The organism is Pedobacter sp. SG908 (assembly GCF_011759615.1).
Lineage (GTDB): Bacteria > Bacteroidota > Bacteroidia > Sphingobacteriales > Sphingobacteriaceae > Pedobacter > Pedobacter riviphilus.
Window position 1 is genome coordinate 518805 of sequence record NZ_JAAOYY010000003.1, and the last position, 23471, is coordinate 542275.

The 23471-nt window shown below is 38.2% G+C and carries 17 protein-coding genes; 11 read left to right on the plus strand and 6 right to left on the minus strand.

The window, feature by feature from the left end:
• Nucleotides 1–135 precede the first annotated feature (135 nt).
• Both ribH and ytxJ read left to right on the plus strand, forming a co-directional pair.
• The gene (gene ribH, locus FHT21_RS22920) at nt 136–627 is read left to right on the plus strand and encodes a 6,7-dimethyl-8-ribityllumazine synthase (RefSeq protein ID WP_167297033.1); all 492 of its coding nucleotides are present in this window, start codon (nt 136–138) and stop codon (nt 625–627) included.
• Between the two features lie 266 nt (nt 628–893).
• Nucleotides 894–1226, plus strand: a complete 333-nt coding sequence (ytxJ, locus tag FHT21_RS22925; RefSeq protein WP_167297034.1) for a bacillithiol system redox-active protein YtxJ — start codon at nt 894–896, stop codon at nt 1224–1226.
• Between the two features lie 712 nt (nt 1227–1938).
• Here the strand turns inward: ytxJ and FHT21_RS22930 are convergent.
• On the minus strand, nt 1939–3456 hold the full coding sequence (locus tag FHT21_RS22930) for a malate:quinone oxidoreductase (protein WP_167297035.1): 1518 nt from the start codon (nt 3454–3456) through the stop codon (nt 1939–1941).
• A 384-nt stretch (nt 3457–3840) separates the two neighbouring features.
• Between FHT21_RS22930 and FHT21_RS22935 the strand changes: the two genes are divergently transcribed.
• Nucleotides 3841–5142 (plus strand): short-chain dehydrogenase, encoded by a 1302-nt coding sequence (locus FHT21_RS22935; RefSeq protein WP_167297036.1) that lies wholly within the window; start codon nt 3841–3843, stop codon nt 5140–5142.
• A 91-nt stretch (nt 5143–5233) separates the two neighbouring features.
• Here the strand turns inward: FHT21_RS22935 and FHT21_RS22940 are convergent, their stop codons facing one another.
• Together FHT21_RS22940 and msrA are read right to left on the minus strand one after the other, a co-directional pair.
• The gene (locus FHT21_RS22940; protein WP_167297037.1) at nt 5234–5587 is read right to left on the minus strand and encodes a VOC family protein; all 354 of its coding nucleotides are present in this window, start codon (nt 5585–5587) and stop codon (nt 5234–5236) included.
• A 73-nt stretch (nt 5588–5660) separates the two neighbouring features.
• Nucleotides 5661–6260, minus strand: a complete 600-nt coding sequence (gene msrA / locus FHT21_RS22945; protein WP_167297038.1) for a peptide-methionine (S)-S-oxide reductase MsrA — start codon at nt 6258–6260, stop codon at nt 5661–5663.
• Between the two features lie 353 nt (nt 6261–6613).
• Here msrA and FHT21_RS22950 point away from each other — a divergent pair, with 353 nt between their 5' ends.
• A complete protein-coding gene (locus FHT21_RS22950) occupies nt 6614–7576 on the plus strand; it encodes an isopenicillin N synthase family oxygenase (protein WP_167297039.1) in 963 nt (320 codons plus the stop codon).
• Nucleotides 7577–7599: 23 nt separating this feature from the next.
• Nucleotides 7600–8514, plus strand: a complete 915-nt coding sequence (locus FHT21_RS22955) for a hypothetical protein (protein ID WP_208399020.1) — start codon at nt 7600–7602, stop codon at nt 8512–8514.
• Between the two features lie 281 nt (nt 8515–8795).
• Here the strand turns inward: FHT21_RS22955 and FHT21_RS22960 are convergent, their stop codons facing one another.
• Both FHT21_RS22960 and FHT21_RS22965 read right to left on the minus strand, forming a co-directional pair.
• A complete protein-coding gene (locus FHT21_RS22960) occupies nt 8796–10613 on the minus strand; it encodes a serine hydrolase (protein ID WP_167297040.1) in 1818 nt (605 codons plus the stop codon).
• Nucleotides 10600–12234: an amidohydrolase gene (locus FHT21_RS22965; RefSeq protein WP_167297041.1), complete on the minus strand. Its 1635-nt coding sequence runs from the start codon at nt 12232–12234 to the stop codon at nt 10600–10602. Before FHT21_RS22965 ends, FHT21_RS22960 begins: the two co-directional genes overlap by 14 nt.
• 588 nt (nt 12235–12822) lie before the next feature.
• On the opposite strand from FHT21_RS22965, the gene mutL reads away from it, so the two are divergent.
• The 6 genes from mutL (at nt 12823) to FHT21_RS22995 (ending at nt 22175) form a co-directional block, all read left to right on the plus strand.
• Nucleotides 12823–14658: a DNA mismatch repair endonuclease MutL gene (mutL, locus tag FHT21_RS22970; RefSeq protein ID WP_167297042.1), complete on the plus strand. Its 1836-nt coding sequence runs from the start codon at nt 12823–12825 to the stop codon at nt 14656–14658.
• A gap of 100 nt (nt 14659–14758) precedes the next feature.
• Nucleotides 14759–15490 carry a rhomboid family intramembrane serine protease gene (locus FHT21_RS22975; protein ID WP_167297043.1) on the plus strand — a complete coding sequence of 244 codons (732 nt, stop codon included), beginning with the start codon at nt 14759–14761 and terminating at the stop codon, nt 15488–15490.
• Nucleotides 15483–16337: a rhomboid family intramembrane serine protease gene (locus tag FHT21_RS22980; protein ID WP_167297044.1), complete on the plus strand. Its 855-nt coding sequence runs from the start codon at nt 15483–15485 to the stop codon at nt 16335–16337. The genes FHT21_RS22975 and FHT21_RS22980 overlap by 8 nt, the downstream gene beginning before the upstream one ends.
• Before the next feature lie 29 nt (nt 16338–16366).
• A complete protein-coding gene (locus FHT21_RS22985) occupies nt 16367–17449 on the plus strand; it encodes an endonuclease/exonuclease/phosphatase family protein (RefSeq protein WP_243854079.1) in 1083 nt (360 codons plus the stop codon).
• Nucleotides 17450–18326: 877 nt separating this feature from the next.
• Nucleotides 18327–18959, plus strand: a complete 633-nt coding sequence (locus FHT21_RS22990; protein WP_167297046.1) for a nitroreductase family protein — start codon at nt 18327–18329, stop codon at nt 18957–18959.
• Between the two features lie 489 nt (nt 18960–19448).
• Nucleotides 19449–22175 carry a carboxypeptidase regulatory-like domain-containing protein gene (locus tag FHT21_RS22995; protein ID WP_243854080.1) on the plus strand — a complete coding sequence of 909 codons (2727 nt, stop codon included), beginning with the start codon at nt 19449–19451 and terminating at the stop codon, nt 22173–22175.
• Between the two features lie 323 nt (nt 22176–22498).
• Here FHT21_RS22995 and FHT21_RS23000 read toward each other — a convergent pair whose 3' ends face one another.
• Nucleotides 22499–23458: a D-glycerate dehydrogenase gene (locus tag FHT21_RS23000; RefSeq protein WP_167297047.1), complete on the minus strand. Its 960-nt coding sequence runs from the start codon at nt 23456–23458 to the stop codon at nt 22499–22501.
• Nucleotides 23459–23471: the final 13 nt, after the last annotated feature.

Here is a 23471-nt window from a genome sequence, read left to right on the forward strand (position 1 = left end):
GCCTGAACGGCTAAATTCCATAAGCAGTTGATATTTATCTGATTCTTATACGAATCTAAGTATTAATGCACTAAATGTTACAAGCAGCAAACATTAAGGTTTTTAACATTCGCAGCATAACCTTATCTTTGCCCCATGTCAACACAATTAAAAAATCTATCCGATTTCTCTCATACCACTGTTCCTAGCGGTGCAAACTATAAATTCGGAATTATTGTAGCCGAGTGGAATGCTGAAATTACCGGTGCTTTATACAATGGCGCATTAAAAACGCTGTTAGCAAATGGCGTTGCGGAAGAAAATATCATTTCTTTACCTGTACCCGGAAGTTTCGAATTAACAGGTGGTGCAGAAATTTTATTGAGCAAAAGAAAAGATATAGATGCTGTAATTTGCTTAGGTTGTGTAATCCAAGGCGACACGAAACATTTCGATTTTATTTGTGATGCTGTAGCGCAAGGGATAACCAACGTTGGCATTAAGTACAGTAAACCAGTTATTTTTGGTGTTTTAACGACCAATAACTTAGAGCAGGCGCAAGATCGTGCTGGTGGCAAACACGGCAATAAAGGCGATGAGGCTGCAATTACAGCGATTAAAATGGCTGATTTTTCTGCTCAAATTTAGCCATACGCTTTTAATAATTATTTGTAACTTAGAAGTTTAAAAATTATCAGATCAAATGAAAAAAGTAGCCATCTTGTTATTGGCGGTGTTTTGCACCATTACCATTTTAGAATCCTGTTCTTCTAAGCTTTGCCCTGCTTATGGGTCTTATCCAGAAGGAAAGCGCAGAAGAAATTAATCTACCTCATTTGTAATCTCATATTCAGGTCATTTACAGAACTTTATTTAACTGTAATTGTTGTCCTGTAAAACAATACTATAATATCATGACTTGGGTTAACTTAACTTCAATAGAACAGCTTGACGAGATCAAGAATGCAAGCGGTTTTAGTCTTATTTTTAAGCACAGCACACGTTGCTCAATTAGTTTAATGGCTAAAAAGAATTTCGAATTTGATTGGGACATCATTCCTGCAAGCACAAAACTTTACTTTTTAGATTTAATTAGCTACCGCGATATTTCCAACCAGATTGCCGAAGTATTTCAAGTAGCACACCAGTCGCCACAGATTTTATTGATTAAAGATGGCGATTGCGTATTAGAAGCTTCGCATAGCGATATTTCTGCTGATGAAGTTGCAGAAGTGATTGCGGCTTAACCATAAAGTATTTTTCACAAAAGAGGGTATTCGAGCAATTGGATACCCTCTTTTGCATGGTAAGAATATATGCCATATTTTTTTTGAAAAGCAAGGTCTGGTTTGCTATCGGTTACTGTAGTCCTGCTGTACACTGTAGTCCCGATGAACAATCGGGAGCTGCCATTCCCATCAGGTTTATTGAGGTAAGGTCTGTAAACAAAACACCCAGCATTTCTACGGAACGAAAAAAGGTGTCACAACACTGAGGTTAATTTATTGTATAAAAATCAATATAAATGACTGATTTTTTTTGCAAATGTTAAGTTACTAGGGATCGTCATTCCCAACTTGATTGGGAACCACGTAGTGCTCATGAATGCCTTTGAAGAGAAGAATGCCGATGAATAATCGTAATGCAAGCGCTTTAAGATTCCCACCTGCGCGGGAATGACGATCATTCTATTCAAGTATATCAATAGTAGCGTAGTTGAAGGGTATCTTTTTAATTGTTCAAACTCTCGAAGTCTTCGACTACGCTCAGACTGACAAGCGCACGAAATAACTTAATTGACATTTTCCTTCGGAACGATTGATGGCGCAAACGATCAATTATCTATCCGGTTTTGATCTATGGAGACACAGACCGAAGATGCAAAGAAAGAACCTCCACATAAAACAAAAAAGGTCCCGATTTACATCAGGACCCTCTAAAATTTATAACTGTTATAACCTAAGCAACCACAGTATTTTCGATTTTCAACACTTTTGAGGTCCTGTTTCTGGTTTCTCTGCAAAGATCTGCATCCTGAGCAAGTGATTTTCCATATGTAGGGATCATCTCTTTAATTTTTGCTTGCCATTCTTCAGTGGCCAAATCATCAGCAAAACAACGGTTTAACAGGTCGAGCATAATAGAAACTGCTGTTGAAGCACCAGGAGATGCACCCAATAAGGCGGCAATGGAGCCATCAGCAGCGCTTACCACTTCTGTACCAAATTCTAAAACACCACCTTGTTTTTCATCTTTTTTAATCACCTGAACGCGCTGCCCGGCATACTCCAGCTCCCAATCTTTAAGTTCGGCAGTGGGTAAATATTCTTTTAATGCTTCTAATCTATCTTCTGGCGATTGCCTAACCTGCTCAATCAAATACTTTGTTAAATCGAGGTTATGTAAGCCTGCCGACAGCATTGGGCGGATATTATTAAATTTTATCGATTTTGGTAAATCCAGGAACGAACCATTCTTAAGGAATTTAGTAGAAAAACCAGCGTAAGGACCAAACAACAGCGCCTGTTTGCCGTTAATCATTCTGGTATCCAGGTGTGGAACAGACATTGGTGGTGCACCAACCGCAGCTTTTCCATATACCTTAGCGTGGTGTTTTTTAATAATTTCTTCATTGGTACATTTTAACCATTGCCCGCTTACAGGGAAACCGCCAAAACCTTTTCCTTCCGGAATATCAGATTTTTCCAACAGCGGTAAAGAGCCACCACCAGCACCGATAAATACAAACTTAGCTACACGTTTACGTTTGTCGCCGCTTTCTAAATCTTTAACTTTTACGATCCAGTTACCATCTTTATTCTTCTTAAGGTCGCGGATTTCGTGGTTAAAATACAGATTAACATTACTTTGTTCCTTTAAGTTGTTAAACATGTCGCGGGTTAAAGTACCAAAGTTAACATCAGTACCTAAATCCATTTTTGTAGCAGCAACTTTTTCGCTTTTTTTACGGCCATCCATAATCAATGGTGCCCAGTTTTTTACAAGCTCAGCATCTTCAGTATATTCCATATCGCTAAACAGATCGCATTGGGTTAATGCATCGTAGCGTTTTTTAAGATATTCTACATTCTTTTTACCCCAAACAAAACTCATGTGAGGAATACTGCGGATAAAATTGCAAGGGTCAGAAACCAATCCTTTGTTTACTAAATATGACCAAAACTGCTTAGAAACCTCAAAATGTTCTGCAATTTGAACCGCTTTTTTTATTTCAACTGTACCATCCTTCTTTTCGGGTGTATAGTTCAATTCGCAAAAAGCAGAATGTCCCGTTCCGGCATTATTCCATGCATCAGAACTTTCTGCTGCTGCAATATCTAAACGTTCGTAAATTTCTATGCTTAAATTGGGTTCTAATTGTTTTAATAAAACACCGAGGGTTGCACTCATGATGCCAGCCCCTATTAAAATTACATCAGCGTCAGTTTTACCAACTGTCTTTTTCTTTTTTGTCATCTTAGTTTAAAGGAGTTACAAATTTAGAATGATTTTAAACATCCTACGAATTTTAGGTCATTAAATCTGAAAAAATTGCCAAAAAATTAGAAATACCTCACTCTTTTTGACAAGTTCTGATCAAATTTTAATCCAAAAAATAGTTTGGTCAATCACAAAGCAAACGGAACATTAAACTCGTCACAAAAACCAATTATTAATTTGCTAACCGCGACATCTATTTCTTTTAAAAATTTATCATTTTACTTTTAAAATCTCAAAAAAATTTAAATTTCGATAATTAGGAAATATGCTAAAAGACTATATTTTAAAAGAATCTGCATTTTTCATTTTTTCCTTTCCTAAAATGTTAGTTTTATACATCTATTTGTTTAAACATATCTCATGAAGAATTTAATTTTATTTTGCGCTGTCCTATTTTTAGCTTCCTGTTCTGGCGAAAAAACCGACCAGCTTTTACTCGAACTTGACAAAAAGAAACTAGCAGAAAACATCAATTATGATAAAATCACATTTTATAAATTTGCAAAAATAGCTGTCCGTTCAACTGCCGTTCAAGATACCACCCAACCCGAGTATCAGAAATTCAGCAAACAGGCACAAAGTGTTGTCAGAAACCTGAACAAAGTAAACGCACACAACAGCGAAAATATTTCAGTAATCGATGCCCTGATGGTATATAAAGAATATCGATCGGTTAAACAATTTGTAAAAGAAACCGATGAAGATGTTTTTCCATTGCTTACCGCCGGTTTTATCGCGATGAAAACGGGCGTAAAAACGCCTCAACCATTTTTTAAGGATGCAAACAAGGCCTACTATCAAAATATAGAACATGCCATTTTAAGCATGGCTGTACTGGCCACCAGAGATTTAGGGCAACCTTTTGCATTATATGAATGTGCTAAAACCCAACCAGAACTGCTTGATGATTGCGAAATTAAAACACTTTTAGAATTTGTGCGCGGTTTCTTGTTTTTTAGCAACAACCTGTTTTATTTATCTGAAGATGGCCTTTCGAGAAACATTAAATGGCTGGAAAAAAACGAGAAAATCCCACTCCCCTATACCAAATCATTTTTTGGCTGGAGCCGTTTAAACGATGAGCAGACACATTTGGCTTTCCATAGCATGAACTATCTTTTTAGAGGTTTCGACCGAATGAGAATGGAGCGAAAAATTGATGAAGAAAGATCGCTCGAAGATTTTGAGGCTTTCTTAAACGACATGAACAAACTCGGCATCCAAAACGAACTGGTTTGGGGAATAACCGCTTATTTAAATTTAAAGAAAGAGCAGCCCGAGAAATCACTTCCGGCATTGGAAAAGCTGAGCAAAAGCTCATTATTCTCTAACAGCGAACGCGAAGCACTGCAACAAACTATGGTTTATGTAAAAGACCGCGAGTCAGACAAGGCTTTAACCAATATATACGACAAAGCATTTATCGGTAAAATTGCCACCAAATACATGATTGCGGTACTCTCGAAAATAGACTGGAAAAAACTGATGAAACAGCAGGGTGTTCCTTATACCGAAGAAGTATTTGCTGGCATAGGCAAGTTTAAAGCGCTTTCCAATTCGGTGAGTGAGTATACTCAACCTTCAACTATAGAAAAAGGGGAAAAAGAGATTGGCAAGAAAGGCAGCGAACTGCTCGAAAAAGCTAAAGGTTTTTTGAACTAATGGTAAGTTTAACCACGGATAAAAGGATACACACAGATAAATTTTAGCATCTACTCAGGAGGACAAATTCATAAGCGGAAGGATTCGGGAATTAATCGAGATGACTTAAAATATTAATCAGTTTCCCAAAAGGATCTCTGGTATAAAACCGCCTAACGCCCCATGGTTCATCAGTTGGACCGTATTCGATCGGAAATCCGGCGGCTTTCACCTTTTCCAATATTTCATCAACATTTTCAACTTCGATGGATAAGTCTGGTGTTGGGGTACCCGATCCGCCTTCGGAAGCAAAACTGATCTGCACATCCATTTTTTGTCCTGTCGCCCCATAAGTGGCAATCCAACCATGATCCATTAGCAGATCAAGCCCCAAAATATCTTTATAAAAACTGGTTGCATCAGCAATTTTTTGGGTATCGATATTAAGCACTATTCTTTTTACCATAAATGGAAGTTTAAATTCCTAAGATAACAAAAAGCCCTGCAATGTTTATTGCAGGGCTAGTCAAGCACGCTTATCAGTTTTTAAGCTTCGCTTTAAATATTTTTTCCAGTTTCTCTATTTTGGGTTGAATCACCAATCTGCAATAAGGCTCACTTCCGTTTTTGTTAAAATAATTCTGATGGTAATTTTCTGCAATATAAAATGGTTTGGCCGCTTCAATTGCTGTTACCACTTTTTTGCCATAAGCATTGGTTTTATTCAACTCTGCCTTATACTTTTCTGCCAAAGCTTTTTGCTCAGCCGTGTGATAAAAAACAACTGAACGGTATTGGGTACCGCTATCGGCGCCCTGGCGGTTTAAGGTAGTTGGATCGTGGCTTTTCCAAAAAACTTCTAACAAATCATCGTAAGAAATCACCATGGGGTTATAGGTAATTTCCAAAACCTCTGCATGCCCGGTAGCACCAGTGCACACTTCTTCGTAAGTTGGATTGCTTAATGTACCGCCTTCGTAACCCGATTTTACCGACACTACACCTTTTAACCTTTGAAATATGGCCTCGGTACACCAAAAGCAGCCCATACCAAATGTGGCCTTTTCTGTTTTTTTAGGCTGTGCATTGGCCTGGTTTAAAGCCAACACCGACAATAGAATTAATATTATTTTTTTCATTGTGTGTTTATTTGTTTTTAACTGTAATGAAGCTATCATGATTTTTTATCTAATTGTTGAGATGGCAAATCACGATGGTCTCATTTTGTGTTCATTTATTTTATTAGTCGCAAATAACCCATTTACCTTACAGGCCAGCTGCATTATTTTCTAGTTAATTATACGAAATTAAACAAAGCCTAGTTTGCGTATAAATTATAATGGATTTGGTGTGACAATCAGACATCATATTGATTTGCAATTTTGTTAATAACTTAAAAATCTCTATATTAATTCGTTAAATACATAATACCCAACCAAAATGCAGTTATTAACAATTCTTTTTAAATTCGTACAACATTAAATATAAAATTATGTCTACACCGTATATTCCTTGTTTAGATTTAGGCTCTTACATCAATGGCTCAGCAGAAGACCGTAAAAAATTTTCTGATGAATTGGGCAGAGCTTTTAACGATTCGGGTTTTGTTACCATTACCAACCATGGCTTAAGTCAGGAATTAATTGATAAACTTTACGAAAACATTAAAGCAGCCTTTTCGTTACCCGTTGAAACCAAAAGGAAATACGAGAAACCAGAGCTAGCCGGGCAACGCGGTTATACCAGCGCGGGCAAAGAAACGGCTAAAGGTGCCAAAACACCAGATTTAAAAGAATTTTGGCAAATCGGGCAGGAAGTGACTGATGGCGATCCGGTTAAAAATGAATATCCTGATAACGAGATTTTAGAGGAATTACCAGAATTCAACAAAGTAACAGGCGAAATCTATAAAAAACTGGAAGAAAATGGGACGCATTTATTGCGTGCCATTGCAACTTACTTAGAATTACCAATCAATTATTTCGACAAACATGTCCATAACGGAAATTCTATTTTAAGGGGTATCCACTACTTCCCGATCGAAAACCCTGAAACCATTCCTGATGACGCGGTACGCGCAGGTGCCCATGAAGATATTAACCTGATTACTTTATTAATCGGTGCCAGTGCAGATGGTTTAGAAGTGTTAACCCGCAGCAATGAGTGGTTACCAATTAAAGCACATCATACTGATATCGTTGTAAATGTTGGCGATATGTTACAGCGTTTAACCAACAATAAATTAAAATCGACGACACATAGAGTGGTAAACCCACCCCGTGAGTTGATGAAAACTTCACGTTTCTCTGTTCCTTTTTTCTTACACCCACGTAGCGACATGGATTTAACTAGTTTACCATCAACCATTGATGCTGAACACCCTAAAGCTTATAGCGATATGACAGCTGGTGAATATTTGGATGAAAGATTGAGAGAAATTGGATTGAAGAAGTAGTTCGGAGTCGTGAGTCCTTAGTCATGAGTCCTTCGCGAACCGTAAAAAAAATAAAAGCATCGGCCAAAACCGGTGCTTTTTTGCTATTTTCAATTATGCACGCAACAATTTTAGAAGTTTTCGCCGAGATTGATGGCGTCGGTTCTGCTTCGGGTCTGTTCCTTCACGAAGATTTACTGTATATCATTGGCGATAATAGTGGCCACTTGAACGAATATAACATCAAAACCAAAAAGCTACGTAAAATTCAGATTTTATTTGATAAAACGCTCGATCAGTTAGAAAATATCCCTAAACCCTTAAAACCCGATTTCGAAATCCTTTGCCAGCATAACAACAAGCTCTACATTTTAGGCTCGGGCTCTACGTCCAAAAGAAACCTGATGATCGAATTCGACCTGAAAACGCAAAAAGTTTTTCAAAAGGATCTAACTGAAACTTATTCCTTGCTTAAATCTATTTCCAAAATAGATGATCAGAACTTTAACCTCGAAGGCGCAACCTTTACAGGCAATGAGTGGCTACTTTTTAACCGAGGCAATGGGATTAATGCAAAGAATGGTATATTTAATATTCAGGAAGCTGATTTAGCCAAAATTAAACAAGCTAAGTTCAATCCTTTTAAGCTTCCAAATATTGATCATGTTGAATCCTCTTTTACCGATGCTCTATTGGTAAAAAATGAAATATTTTTTATTGCTACCGCCGAAGATACCAAATCGACTTATGCCGATGGCAAAATTCTGGGCAGTTTTATTGGCAGTATTAACCTGCAGACTTTGAAGCTAACCTTCAGCAATAAAATTTCGGGCAAACATAAATTTGAAGGCATTACTTTGCTTAGCCAAAACGAGCATAGTGCAATTTTCCTGCTCTGTGAAGATCGTGATAACGAAGAACTTAAAACGGTAATTTATAAGCTGATTCTAAATCTTTAGCGTAAGAGCTATTAACTCTCTAGCAAACACCTGCCCTATCAAATACAGGCTACTCAATCACAATTCTTGAAAGCCTACCCAAATGCAGAGGCCTTTTTTAAATTGAAAGAAAATACGATCCTAATTATAAATTCAGAAATAAGCTTTTTGATGCCTATTACAGGCCTCAAAATTAGCGACTTAAACTGGAAGCCATTTGTATCTACCCAAATTACCATAGCGTCTTAATTCAACCTACCTTAATGCCCTTCACTTCTTAATGGTCTTTTAATTTTACAGGTTTATTTCTTCGATTCATCAATAGCCTTATTTACCACGTCCTGAATTCTACCCCTAATTTTTAAGTTCGATAGTTTATCCGTAACGGTAGGATTAACACGGTTAGATAAAAATACATAAACCAAACCTCGGGATGGATCTACCCAAACACAGGTTCCGGTATAACCCGTATGGCCATAAGTTTGTGGCGAAGCCAGTTCAGACGGGTAATGTTTAGTGGTATCCGGATCCCAACGATCGAAACCTAAACCCCTACGACTAACATTCGATTGTTTCGAAGTAAACATATCTACTGTCGAATTTTTGAAGTATTCTACACCGCCATAAGTTCCGCGGTTTAAAAGCATCTGATAAATAATAGCCAGATCGTTGGCACTGGCAAACAAACCAGCATGACCTGAAACTCCGCCTGCTAAAGCGGCACCCTGATCATGCACATAACCTACAAGCAGGGTTTTTCTAAAATATTTATCATCTTCGGTAGGAATAATCTGCTCCGGTTTAAAACGGTTCCGCGGCAAGAAACCTGCCGTTTGCATGCCAAGTGGTTTATAAAAATTCTCGTAAGTATATTGATTTAACGGCTCTTCGCTGATGTGCTCTACAATATCTTTCATCACATACATACTGATATCGCTGTATACATATTTACCACGTGTTTTAATGGGCGAATTGAGCATTTTAGGCCACATAAAATCTTTAAAAAAGCCTTTTTTAATATAATAGTTATCGGCTACTTTGGTTGGATAGGCCGCAGATGAATCTCTGCTATAATCGCCTGTTTTAATATAATCGTGAAAAGGAATATAAGGGATAAAACCTGCCTGGTGCAACATCACTTCCCGCACCTGAATATTGTTCATAGGTGTGGTACGTGCTTTCGGGATATAAGCACCAATATTGGTATCTAGTTTTAGTTTTCCTTCTTCAAATAAACGCATTACTGCAGGTGTGGTTGCTGTTACCTTGGTTACCGAGGCCAGATCAAAAATATCTGTTACCTTATCGGGCACATTGGTATCGTAGGTATGCGTACCATAAGCCTTATTAAAAATAACTTTACCATCTTTCGCTACCAAAACCACCAATCCCGGGGTTGCTTTCTGTGTTATCGCTTCGGAAGCAATGGCATCAATTTCTTTTAAATTATTGGAGTTGATTCCCGCATCTTCGGGTACTGTATATTTTAAGCGGGTAGCGGTGGTCACAAAGCCAGAACCCATCGTATAACGGGCAGAAAAGGCTGTGCTTAACTTATTCACAGCGGCAATGCCACCAAAAATATACTGAGGAACAATCGCAGCGGCATCAGCATTGTTCTGTGCCGTCCATATAATCGGCGATTGCAACAGATCAAATGATTTTAAACCTGGCCCGTTACCAAAAAAAGAAATAATTACCTGCTTATTCTTACTGATGCTGTTGATAAAATTGATGTATTTAGCTTTGTTAACATTCTGATCGTCGATACTGATTAAAATTGTATTGAAATATTTTAGATCATCTTCTAAATCATTCAGATTCAAGCTATCTTTATAAGAATCGGCAGAAAATGAAGTAATTTTATCATATTTATTGGCCAGACTATCGAACACATTACTATAGGCAAAACTCAGGCTAACAGAAGCGATATTTTTCTTTTCAAGTGATTTTAGCGGGATAATAGCATCTTGGTTATTTAATAATACGGTTGTGTTTGAAATGGCATTGGCAATAGCCAGTTTTTTCTCATTTGTGGTATGCTCCTGTGCGCAGGCCATTAAGCATAAAACATTAAAAAAACTCGCCGCAGCCAGGATATACAATCTATTTCGCTTCATATACTTTTTCTCCGTTCAAATAGGTTTTTAAGACTTTGGTTTTTAATATTTTTTGTGGTATTGATTTTAAAATATCGTAATCGAGCATAACAAAATCGGCTAATTTGCCTTTCTCCAAGCTGCCCTTTTCATGTTCTTCAAAATTAGCTTTGGCGGCCCAAATGGTCATTCCGCGTAAGGCTTCTTCTGGCGTTAAAGCATTTTCCCTCTGGAAGCCCCCCTCTGGAAAACCTTTTGCATCTGCTCTCACTGTTGCTGCATAAAACGTTAATAATGGATTAATGTTTTCTACCGGGAAATCGGTACCCAATGGAATCCAACCGTTTTGTTTTAACAATTGTTTGTAAGCATAGGCACTTTTTAACCTTTCAGCACCCAAACGCTGTCCTGCCCAATACATATCAGAAGTGGCATGCGTAGGCTGAACCGATGGAACAATGCTGGCTTTTCCGAACAGGTCAAAATCGCTGGCATTCACCACCTGTGCATGTTCAATACGCCAGCGTTTATCGTTTTTCCCCTTTAAGATTTTATTGTAAATATTCAGGATTACCCGATTCGCCGAATCGCCGATGGCATGAGTACACATCTGGAAATGATTGGCAGCAATTTTTGCAGCTACTTCTTCAAAATGTTGCTGATCGCTCAATAGAAAACCAGTTTTGTTAGGCATATCGCTATAAGGATGCAACAGGCAGGCACCACGCGAACCTAAAGCACCATCGGCATAAACTTTAAATGCCCGGACATTTAACCGATCGGTTTTGATCGGCCCGCGACTAAAAAGATATTTATAATTATCAGGCTCGTCTGAAAGCATTACATAGAGCCTCATTTTCAGTTTGTTTTCTTTTTGCAGTTTCTCGATGAATTCAACAGCCTGGTAACTTAAGCCGCAATCATCAATAGTGGTTAAACCAGCAGCGAAACAGTTTTTCTGTGCATCTATAAATATTTTTTCGGCCAGTTTAGCATCTGGTGAAGGGATTTTACGCGCTACTAAAGCTACGGCGTTATCGATTAACACACCGGTGAGCTTTCCATTTTGGGTTAGCATATCGCCACCTACCAATTTCTGCTCACCTTTAATGCCGGCATCATCTAACGCTTTTTGGTTAGCAATGGCCGCGTGCCCATCAATCCGGTTTAAAAATACAGGGCGACCTGGAAAAAGTATTGTTAACTGTTCATTGGTAGGGAAAGCTTTATTGTCCCAATCGTTTTGGTCCCAGCCATTACCAATTAACCAACCCTCAGGGTGCGTTTTAGCAAAATCGCTTAGGCGAGCAAGCACTTCATCCCACGATTTTGTTTCTCTTAAATCGGCCGTTTGCAAACTTTTGCCATAACCGTAAAAATGAGCATGCGCATCTATAAAACCTGGATAAACGGTTTTGCCTTCTGCATTGATTTCTTCTTTGCCAGCATATTTGGTTTGAATATCATCACTTTTGCCAAGGGCCAGAATTTTACCATTCCTCACAGCGAAGGCCTCAACCGTATCAAATTTACTATTAACAGTATAAACCTTTGCGTTGAAAACAATTACATCAACTTTTTCCTTTTTGGTGCAGGAAGTGAGCAGCAGAATAAAAAAAAGGCTGTATAAAATGGATTTCATATCGATAAAGATAGAAAATTGAAAGCATTTGGGCTTGTAAATTCGGTTTTACAGAAAGGAATCTGTATAAAGAATTATTTTGCCATGCATACACGGAATTAGTCTTAATCCGTGGTCACTGCCTCATAGACTAATAGATTATCATTTTTGTATCCTGCCTATCTCAATAATATCTTTTTCTATCCGTGAGGACACAGGCCGAGGTAAGCGATGCTGAAACAAATCCGCTAGCTATCGGATCCCGAGGACGACTCTTAATAAACCAGTGAATGGATTGCTGCATTTATGACGACTGGCCTAAGTGAAATAAACCAGATGGGAGCGGCATCTTTTTTGGCTGCCTTTCGACTCCGCTCAGGATGGCAGGCTAAAAGATACAGCGTACAGCGGGACTACCAGAACCGATTGGCGCAGGAACCTGCTTTTCAAAAAAAGCGATACAGGATTAATTTATATAAACTGTTCTTTGCAATGAAGACCAACAAAGTAATTCTATTTACCAACAGTCATTTACATGTTGAGTTTTAAACAAATCGGGTTCTTTAAGCTTATTTTGCATAATTTAGCGCATTCACTTTGCCCTAATACATGACTGATATTATTCACTTATTGCCTGATGCTGTTGCCAATCAAATTGCTGCCGGAGAAGTTGTTCAACGACCTGCTTCTGCGGTAAAAGAATTGCTCGAAAATTCGATAGATGCCGGCGCAGATAAAATACAACTGGTAGTAAAAGATGCTGGGAAAGCATTAATTCAGATTATTGATAATGGCTGTGGAATGAGTGTTACCGATGCCAGAATGTGTTTCGAACGCCATGCTACATCGAAGGTAAAAAAAGCCGAAGATTTATTTGCCATCCGTACCATGGGTTTCCGCGGCGAGGCCATGGCTTCTATTGCGGCCATTGCGCAGGTAGAAATGAAAACCCGCAGGCATGAAGACGAAATTGGCACTTGCATTTCTATTGAAGGTGCACAGGTAACCAATCAGGAACCGGTAGCTACTTCGCCCGGAACACAGATTTCGATTAAAAACCTGTTTTTTAATACCCCCGCCAGGAGAAACTTTCTTAAAAGTAATCCGGTTGAAATGCGCCACATTCTGGATGAATTTCAACGGGTAGCATTGGCGCATCCGGGTGTTTTTTTTAGTCTGCATCACGATGGAACCGAGATTTTTAACCTGCCAAAAGGCAATTTAAAACAGCGTATTGTCCACCTTTTTGGCAACAACTACAACGAACGTTTGGTTCCTGTTGAAGAAGAAACGACTATTATTAACCTTAAAGGATATATTGGTAAACCTGCTTTTGCAAAAAAAACCAGGGGCGAGCAATTCTTTTTTGTGAATAACCGTTTTATTAAAGATCCTTATTTAAACCATGCGGTAAGCTCTGCTTTCGAAGAGTTATTGCCCGACGACAGTTACCCGCTATATGTATTGTTTATAGAGATAGACCCGTCGAAAATCGATGTAAACGTACATCCTACTAAAACAGAGATTAAATATCTGGATGAAAAATCTATTTATGCAATCATGAAATCGGCTGTAAAACGTTCCATTGGTCGGTATAATATTGCACCAACCTTAGATTTTGATCAGGAAACTGGTTTTAGCAATATGATTACCCATAAAGCGGTAGAAGATATTATACCACCGAGCATTAATTTCAACCCTGATTTTAATCCTTTTGCCAGTGATAGTAGTTCTACTTCGGGATATGCGACTTCATCAAGAAATTATGAAGCCAAACCGAGTGCTAAAAACTGGGGGTCGCTTTATGAAATAACAGAACAGCCAATTGTAGCGCAAACCTCTATTTATGCTGATGAAACTGTTTTAGAAACCAAGCAGAAGCAGTACATGCAATTGCATAACCGCTATATTGTTTCGCAGATCAAATCAGGGTTAATGGTGATCGATCAGCAAATGGCACATGAACGAATCCTTTACGAACGTTTTCTCGTACATCTGGATGACCGCAAAGGCGCATCGCAGCAGAGTTTATTTCCGCAAACCATTACACTTAATGCCCATGATTTTGAACTGGCCAAAAGTTTACTGGACGATATAAAAAGTTTGGGCTTCGATGTACGGGAATTTGGGAAAAATACGTTGGTAGTAGAAGGTGTTCCGGTTGATCTGGGTAGCAGTAATATTAACGAAACGCAATTATTTGAACAATTGATTGAAGGCTTTAAAAACTCACAGCAGGAACTAAAATTAAGCAAACGCGATAGCCTTGCCAGAAGTTTAGCAAAAAATAGTGCCATTAAAGCCGGAACAAGCCTTGGCCAGGAAGAAATGAATACTTTGATTGATGAGCTTTTTGCCTGTAAAACACCTAACTTTAGCGTGAGCGGTAAACCGATTATCCAAACCATTACCTTGGCGGAGCTGGATAAGAAGTTTGAGAAGTAGATTTAGGGTTTAGGGTTTAGGGTTTAGGGTTTAGGGTTTAGGGTTTAGGGAAAACAATGGAAGATTAAACTTTGCCGCTTAAAAACAAGAAAAAAATTAAATGAATAACATATATATTCCACCAGTAGTAAAAAATCTACTGATTATTAACATCTTATTTTTCGTAGCTAGCTACCTGCTCACAACGCTCCACCTTGATGATCGCTTAGCGGTATATTATTTTGATTCTCCTAAGTTTGAAATATGGCAGCCGATTAGCTATATGTTTATGCACGGCGGTATTGCACACATCTTTTTTAACATGTTTGCATTATATTCTTTCGGAAGTTTGTTAGAATCGAGATGGGGTGGCAAAAAGTTTATTATCTTTTATTTCATTACCGGATTGGGTGCACTAGCATTACAGTGGGCTGTACAGGCTTACGAAGTACACCAGATTATTGGTAGTGCCACCAATAATGGAAAGATAAACCTTACCGCATTATTTCAGGGTGAGTTTAACACACAACAACTTTCAATGGCACAAGCGGTTACGCTTCGAAGCATCTATTTTGGCGGCATGGTTGGTGCCTCTGGCGCTATTTTCGGCTTATTGGTTGCCTTTGGCATGCTTTATCCAAATGCCGAATTACTCATTATGTTTATTCCGGTTCCGGTAAAAGCCAAATATATTATACCAATTTATATTTTAGTAGAGTTATCTTTGGGTGTTGCCCAGTTTGAAGGCGATTCTATTGCCCATTATGCCCACCTTGGTGGTGCTTTAATCGGCTTTATACTTGTTAAAATATGGAAAGACAAAAACGATACATTTTATACACTCTATGAATAATACTTTCAAAGATTTAAAATACAAGGTTTTTCAATCGGGCAATCCAATATTCTTTTACATTGGTGTTAACGTACTTTTGTTTCTGGTTATCGCTGTTATTGGGCTATTTAGCAGGCTTAGTGGCCAAGGTGATATTGTTGGTCTATTTGTTAGCGATTATTTAGGTTTACCCGCCAGTATTTCAAAACTGCCCGAACGATTTTATACCCTATTTACCTACATGTTTATCCATGATGGGATTCTTCACATCTTGTTTAATATGCTCGGCTTATTTTGGTTCGGCAACATATTCATGAATTTTTTAAAAAGCCGTCAGTTCCACTTTGTATACCTGGCGGGCGGTCTTTTTGGTGGTTTATTTGCCGTTGCTGTATTAAATATATTTCCGCTTTATGCCAATGGACTAGCAAGTGTAACTATTGTAGGAGCATCAGCCGCTGTAATGGCCATTATTGTTGCTGCTGCAACACTGGTACCCAATTACAGCATCATGCTGCTTTTTTTTGGTGAGGTTAAAATAAAATGGATTGCCATTGTTTATTTTGTGCTCGACTTTCTAGCCATCGGTTCGGTAAATGCAGGCGGAAGTTTAGCGCATATAGGAGGTGCCCTGGTTGGTTTTATTTTTATTAAACGCCTGCAAAGCGGAAGCGACTGGAGCAAACTGTTTGAGCGCAAACCAAAACTAAAAGTGGTTCGCAACGAAAAGCCGGTTAAAAAGCCCGAGTTTAAGGGAGGCGTTTCTCAACAGGAAATAGATGCCATTTTAGACAAAATATCAACCTCAGGATACGATAAATTAACAGCAGCAGAAAAAGAGAAATTATTTAAGGCGAGTAAAGATTAATGGCCACAAAAAAGAAGAAATATAATTTCATGGATAAACTCCTCTTGCCTATTGCCGTTATGTTGGCAATAGCTTTGCTTTTGGGAGTTCTGGCCGGAAATATGGATCCAAGAAAACATGCCATTATTGCTTTTTTCGGGCTTGCCTACCCCTTTGTCCTATTCGTTAATATTATTTTCTTGGTTTGGTGGTTTTTAAGCAAAAAATGGATTTTTGCAATCGCTACCATTCTGGTTATTGCACTCGGTGCTAAAACTTTAAAAGCAACTTTTGCCATTGGTGGCGATGAAGGCGGCGCTGAAAAAGCAGATAACAGCATCAGAATGATGACTTACAATGTGCACAGTTTTAAACTATATGGCGAAGACAATACCGAATCGGTTAAAGAAAAAATGCTTCAGGTGGTAAAAGACCAAAATCCTGATATTATTTGTTTCCAGGAGTTTTTTACCCGCTATAAGGGTGCATTTGATACTGTTGATAGCCTGAAGGCCCTACTAAATACGAAATATTACTATTTCGTGCCCACCAATAAAAACGATTACGAAGCCACAGGCTTAGCCATATTTTCTAAATTTCCGATTAAAAATTCCGGTAAAATTCCTTTTGTTGAAGGTTTCCCTGGTAATATGAGTATTTATACTGATCTAAACATTAAAGGAAAAACGCTAAGGGTTTATAATGTACATTTTCAATCAATTTCTTTCGAAAAACAAGATTACGAATATTTAGATAAGGTTAAGGAAATGAATACAGAACTGCAGCCATCTAAACGGATTTTAAGAATGCTGAAAAGTGCCTTTTTTAAACGTAGCGGTCAGGTAGATATTATGAAAAAAGAAATGGCCACCTGTAAAACACCTTACCTTATTGCAGGCGATTTTAACGATACACCAGCATCGTACGTAGTTACCCAAATTACAGCTGGCTTAAATAATAGTTTTATTAAAAAGGGCAATGGCCTCGGAAAAACCTATAATGGTAAATTCCCTAATTTTCAGATCGATTATATTGCTACTTCTAAGGAACTTGAGGTGTTAAATTATAAAATTACCAAGGCCAAATTATCAGACCACTTTCCGGTACGCAGCGATTTAAGGTTTGTTCCTTAAGGCTTAATTACGATTTTATGGTGCGTGAAAACACGAACCATGGCGATGGAAAAAATCGCGCCTTCGATTGTCGTTTAATGATTTTTTATTTGGAGCGCAATGCCTGTGCAAAACAATAAGTTTCTTCCCGTTTTTCGCTTTTACGCTTTGCTTCCTCGTGCCTCGTTGCTGCAGGGTAACACTTCAACCGGGGCTATTGGGCCAAAACAGTTTTTCATTTTTGAGGTTGCAGGGTACACAAACCCTTGTTCCTAAACCCGATTGCAATGAAAAGCCCACAGCGTAGCGAGGACTTGTAATGCAAAGCGGGACTGAAGTTACCAAGAACCACAGGCTAATCATTTCCTAATTTTAAAATACTAATTTCAATTTGGAGCGCAATCCCTGTGCAAAACAATAAGTTTCTTCCCGTTTTACGCTTATACGCTTCGCTTCCTCGTACCTCGTTGCTGCAGGGTATTGCTCAACCGGGGCTAGATGGCCACAGTAGCATTTCATTTGTGGGGCTGCAGGGTGCACAAACCTCTGTTTCTAAACCCGGATTGTAATGAAAAGCCCACAGCGTAGCGAGGACTTGTAATGCAAAGCGGGACTGAAGTTACCAAGAACCACAGGCTAATCATTTCCTAATTTTAATAGATTTCTTTCTGAATTTATTCTATATCGGCGAAATACCACCAACCATGCTGCCAGAAAGATCCTGAAATAAGCTCAGGAAATGGTACACGTTATAATCTGCCTTCAATTATAACGACGGATTCCTGCTCTAAATAACGATTGAATTACCCGTTATTTTTTTTCTTATCATACATCAACAATAGGTTTATTCCTTATCTCCATATTTGCTTCATAAAATTTAAAAAAAATCTTCAAAAATATGAGCTTAATAGATGCCCTAAACTGGCGTTATGCCGTTAAGAAAATGAACGGTCAACCTGTTGAACAAGAAAAAGTTGATAAAATTATTGCTGCAGCACATTTGGCTCCAACATCCTCTGGCTTACAGCCATTTAAAGTAATTGTGGTAACCAACCAGGAGTTAAAAGAGAAAATCGCACCGATTGCTTATAACCAATCGCAGGTGATCGATTCTTCTCACCTATTGATTTTCGCAGCCAATGAAAACTATACAGAAGAAGGTATTGATGCTGTTTTTAGCAGAATGAATGCTGAGCGTGGTTTACCTGAAAGTGGAACCGATGCTTACAAAGCACAATTAAAAGGTATGATCTTATCCAGAACCGCTGAAGAAAACTTTAACCATGCAGCCCGTCAGGCGTATATCGGTTTCGGTATCGCTATTGCAGAAGCAGCTTTGTTAAAAGTAGATGCTACCCCAATGGAAGGCTTTAACGGCCCTGCTTTAGATGAACTTTTAGGTTTAGATAAAAAAGGCTTAAAAAGTGTTACCCTATTGCCATTAGGAAACAGAGATGAAGCCGGCGATTGGTTGGTAAACCTTAAAAAGGTACGTTCCCCTAAAGAAGAGTTCTTAATTGAGTTTAAATAACAGGCAAACACCATTATATTTAAAACGGGCCGCTTTTAGCGGCCTGTTTTGTTTTAAGATACCATCTGTAGCGTCTCTACGGATTGCTGAGAGATTGAGCTTGTAACTCTATGATTATAAAGCGAGTCAGAGACTCTCTTCTATGCTGAAATCCATGCCCTTCGGAACACTAAGGATAAGCGGCTTTTGACGATAAAATCACTAGATACTGTCCGTAGAGTTAAGCGTAGCGTCTCTACGGATTTTTTAATAAGATTGAGTTTATAACTCAATACCTAAAAGCGAGTCGGAGACGCTCTTCTATTCTTAAATCCGTAGTGCCCTTCGGAACACTACGGACAGGCAAGGATGAACCACTGACCAGTGAACCAATAGCTAGTGAACCAATGAACTTAAATCTTTTGTAAAAAAATGTTAAACATCATCACATTTTATGTGCTCTATTTATAATTGGATATATTTACGGACTTAGCATTTAATATCCAATCCATGAAGATTTTTAGATTATCGTTTATCATACTGTTACTTCTATCAGCACTAAGTTTTTCTTCTTCGGCCCAAACCGATACCATTAGCATAAACAGTATTATTACCAAAACGAATAAGGTATTGAGCGATTACCCAGCTGAAAAGATTTATCTTCATTTTGACAAACCTTATTACGCAGTAGCCGATACGGTTTGGTTTAAAGCTTATGTTACCGAAAACCAAAATTTCTTATCAGCCATCAGTAAGATCATTTATGTGGATGTAATCAATCAGAAAGATTCGCTTATCCAAACTATAAAATTACCCATTACAGGTGGTTTTGCCTATGGCAGTTTTGCCTTAGATCAGATCAACTACAAACAAGGCAATTACCATATTAGGGCTTATACTTTATGGATGCTTAACAGTGAGGATCCTGCTTATTTTAACAAAACTTTTTATGTAGGTGAAGCCATTGATAAAGAGGTAAAAACCCATATCACCTATAAAAACACCTCCACTGATAAGTTAGAAAAGATTGATGCACGTGCACAATTTAAAGATGCCAATAATAAACCTTATGCCAATAAAAATGTAAGCTGGCAAGTGGTTACCAGTTATACGGTTATTGCCAAAGGAAGGGGCACAACAGATGCCAACGGATATTTAACCATTGCGATGAGCAATGCACAAAAGGCCGAATATCAATTACAAAAAGGCGAACTGATTACCAGTATTAATACCACTGATAAAGATGTAGCAAGCAGTAGCTTTCAACTTAAAAACGCTATTGTAAGCAAAGATTTTCAATTTTTTCCGGAAGGCGGGAGTTTAATCGCTGGCCTAAACACTAAAGTAGCCTTTAAAGCCATTAAAAGTGATGGTTTAGGCATTAATTCAAAAGGCACGGTAACCGATAATGATGGCAAAACTGTTGCCACTTTTACTGCTCAGCATTTAGGAATGGGCAGTTTCAGTCTATTGGCTGAAGCCGGAAAAACTTACAAAGCAGCTGTAACTTATGCCGACGGCACTACTCAAAATTATAATTTGCCGGCAGTTGTTGCAAATGGTGCTGCCGTAAATATAGATAACAGCAGTGCAGATAATATAGCCATAAAAATTTTGGCTAACGATGCTTTCTTTGAGCAGAATCAGGGCAAAAAGCTTTATTTAATAGCGCAGAGTAAAGGCGTTATCTGTTATGGTGCACAAACAGCATTATCAAACAAAGAGTACAATACAACCGTACTTAAATCCAAATTCCCGAATGGAATTGCGCAATTTACCTTGTTTAATGAGTTTGGTAAACCATTAAGTGAACGATTGGTTTTTGTTCAGCACAAAAATACCATGGCGGTAACTTTAACCAGTGCTGCAACTACTTACGGAACTAAGAAAAAGGTGAAAATAAATGTAGCTGCCAAAAAAGATGGCGCCCCCGTAGAAGGTAACTTCTCGGTAGCTGTTGTAGATGAGTCAAAAGTTCCATCAAACGAAGATGCAACCAGTACCATATTAACAGGACTTTTATTAAGCAGCGATGTTAAAGGCTATATCGAAAAAGCAAATTATTACTTTAATGCACCAGATGCGAAGAAAAACGCAGATTTAGATGTACTATTACTAACCCAGGGCTACCGCAGCTTCAAATACACCGATATTATTGCCAATAAATTACCTAAAATTGATTTCTTACCAGAACAAGGCATCGAAATTTCGGGTATTTTGCGCCAAAACAACGGTATTCCGGTTAGAAAGGGAGCCTTATTATTAACCATACCGGATAAACGTTTCAATTTAGAAAGTACCACTGACCCTGTTGGGAATTTTAAATTCCAAAATCTGATGTTTAACGATTCCTCTAAAGTGACCATTACCGCTAAGTACAATGTTAACTACAAAAACATGACCTTAAGCTTAAATGGTGCACCGGTGCCAACGCTAACCAGAAACTTTAGTGCGGCCGAAGAGGTTTTAAATATCGATAGTGCTTTAACCAGTTATTTAGATAACAGCAAAAGACAATATGCTTATTTACATACACTAAAAGATGTAAACATTAAAGCCGCTGTGGTTCCGAAAGTAAGTCATAAAGATTATCCTGCACTGAGCGGACTAAGTCAAATGGCCGACCATGAGGTTAGTGGCGATCGATTTAAAGGATGTGGTTTATTGATTAACTGTTTACAAGGTATGCTTGCCGGTGTTACCTTCGTTGATAATAATTTTTATGTAACCAGAGATTACAACCAGGGCAAAAAAATCCCGATGGGTATTTTCATTAACGGGATGAATGTAGACGTAAACCAGATTAACACATTAGATCCTAATCAGCTCGAATCGGTTGAGGTATTTTTAAGAGACGATTTAGGCTTGGTTAACCGTACCAATAATGTAAACGGTGTAATTGTATTTAACCAGAAAAAGGCACCTAAAGGAACCAAAATTACGAAAGCACAGTTGATGGATATGCTTCCAAAATACTATGAGCTTACTTTCTCGCCCCAGGGTTATAACAAAGAAAAACAGTTTTACTCACCTAAATATGATGTTCCTGCAAGTATGAACCGTAACGATTTAAGAACCACTATTTACTGGAACCCTAAAGTAATTACTGATGCAACGGGTAATGCCTCTTTCGAATATTACAATGCAGATGGTAAAGGGCAGTATAAAGTAATTATTGAGGGTATAGATGCCAACGGAAATTTAGGAAGATCGGTGTTTAAATACCTCGTTAAATAGAAGTTAAGGTTCGCTTGTTTTGGCAAGCTGAGAACAGATTAAGTGGCTTAACTGGTGAATGGTTTAAATTGGTTAACTGTAACAAAACATAGTCATCCTAAAGGATAATTTATGGTATAAAAATCAATTGAATGACGGATAAAGAAAGTGAATGATCGAAGTATCTTCATTTCGACCGCAGTGGAGAACCCGAAGGCTCTGCGAAGCAAAATCTTTTAAATTTGATTTAGATAACTTAGTAAAAGATCTCTCCTCCGAAGGAGTTCCTTTGGAACATTTCGCTATGCTACAGTCTAGATGACAATTCTATTGGATTTATCATCTCACTTCACCTCGAAAGGCAGCTTTTCTCCTTTCAATCCTGCCAAAACATTCTTCACAATAATCTGGGCCATTGCGGCTCTGGTTTCTTCCGTGGCTGAGCCAATGTGTGGTAAAACGGCAACGTTTTCCATCGCTAACAAGGGATTATTTTTATCCGTCGGTTCTGGGTTCGTTACATCCAAGCCTGCCCCCCATATCATTTTCTCCTCTAAGGCTTTGATTAAATCCTTTTCGTTATGAATACCACCTCTTGCCGTATTAATAAAAATAGAATTGGGTCTCATCTGTTTAAAAACATCTAGCGTAAATTTACCCTTGGTTTCTGGTGTTAATGCCGTATGGATAGAAAGTACATCACTTTGAGCCAAAAGTTCTTCAAAAGATACATATTTGGCCCCGATTTCTTTTTCAGCTTCTTCGTTACGCGAGCGGTTATAGTAAATTACCGACATGCTGTAAGCGCCAATGCATTTTTTTGCCATCTCTAACCCAATTTTTCCAAGGCCGAAAATACCAAGGGTTTTGCCATTTACTTCAATACCAAGTTCAGGACTGGGTTCATAGTTTTTCCATTCACCCTTAATAATTTTCTTATGGGAGTAGAAAGCCTTTCTGGAAACAGCCAGCATCAATAAAAAAGCGGTATCAGCAGTGGCGGCACTTAACACCCCAGGTGTATTTCCGATTGGAATACCCAAGGCCTTTGCTGCAGCTATATCTACGTTATCGTAACCTACTGAATGTAGCGCAATAACCTTTAAATGACTACAAGCTTTCAGAAATTCAGCATTAATCTTATTTGGGCCTACACTAATCAAAGCATCCTGATCCTGGCAGGCTTCAATCAATTCTTGAGGTGTAATCTGTCGGTTTTCTTTCCACTGGGTAATGGATATATTGTTTTCTTCCAGTTTTTTTATTCCAACTGAAGCAATGTTGCCACTTATAAATACTTTCATATTTTATTTAACA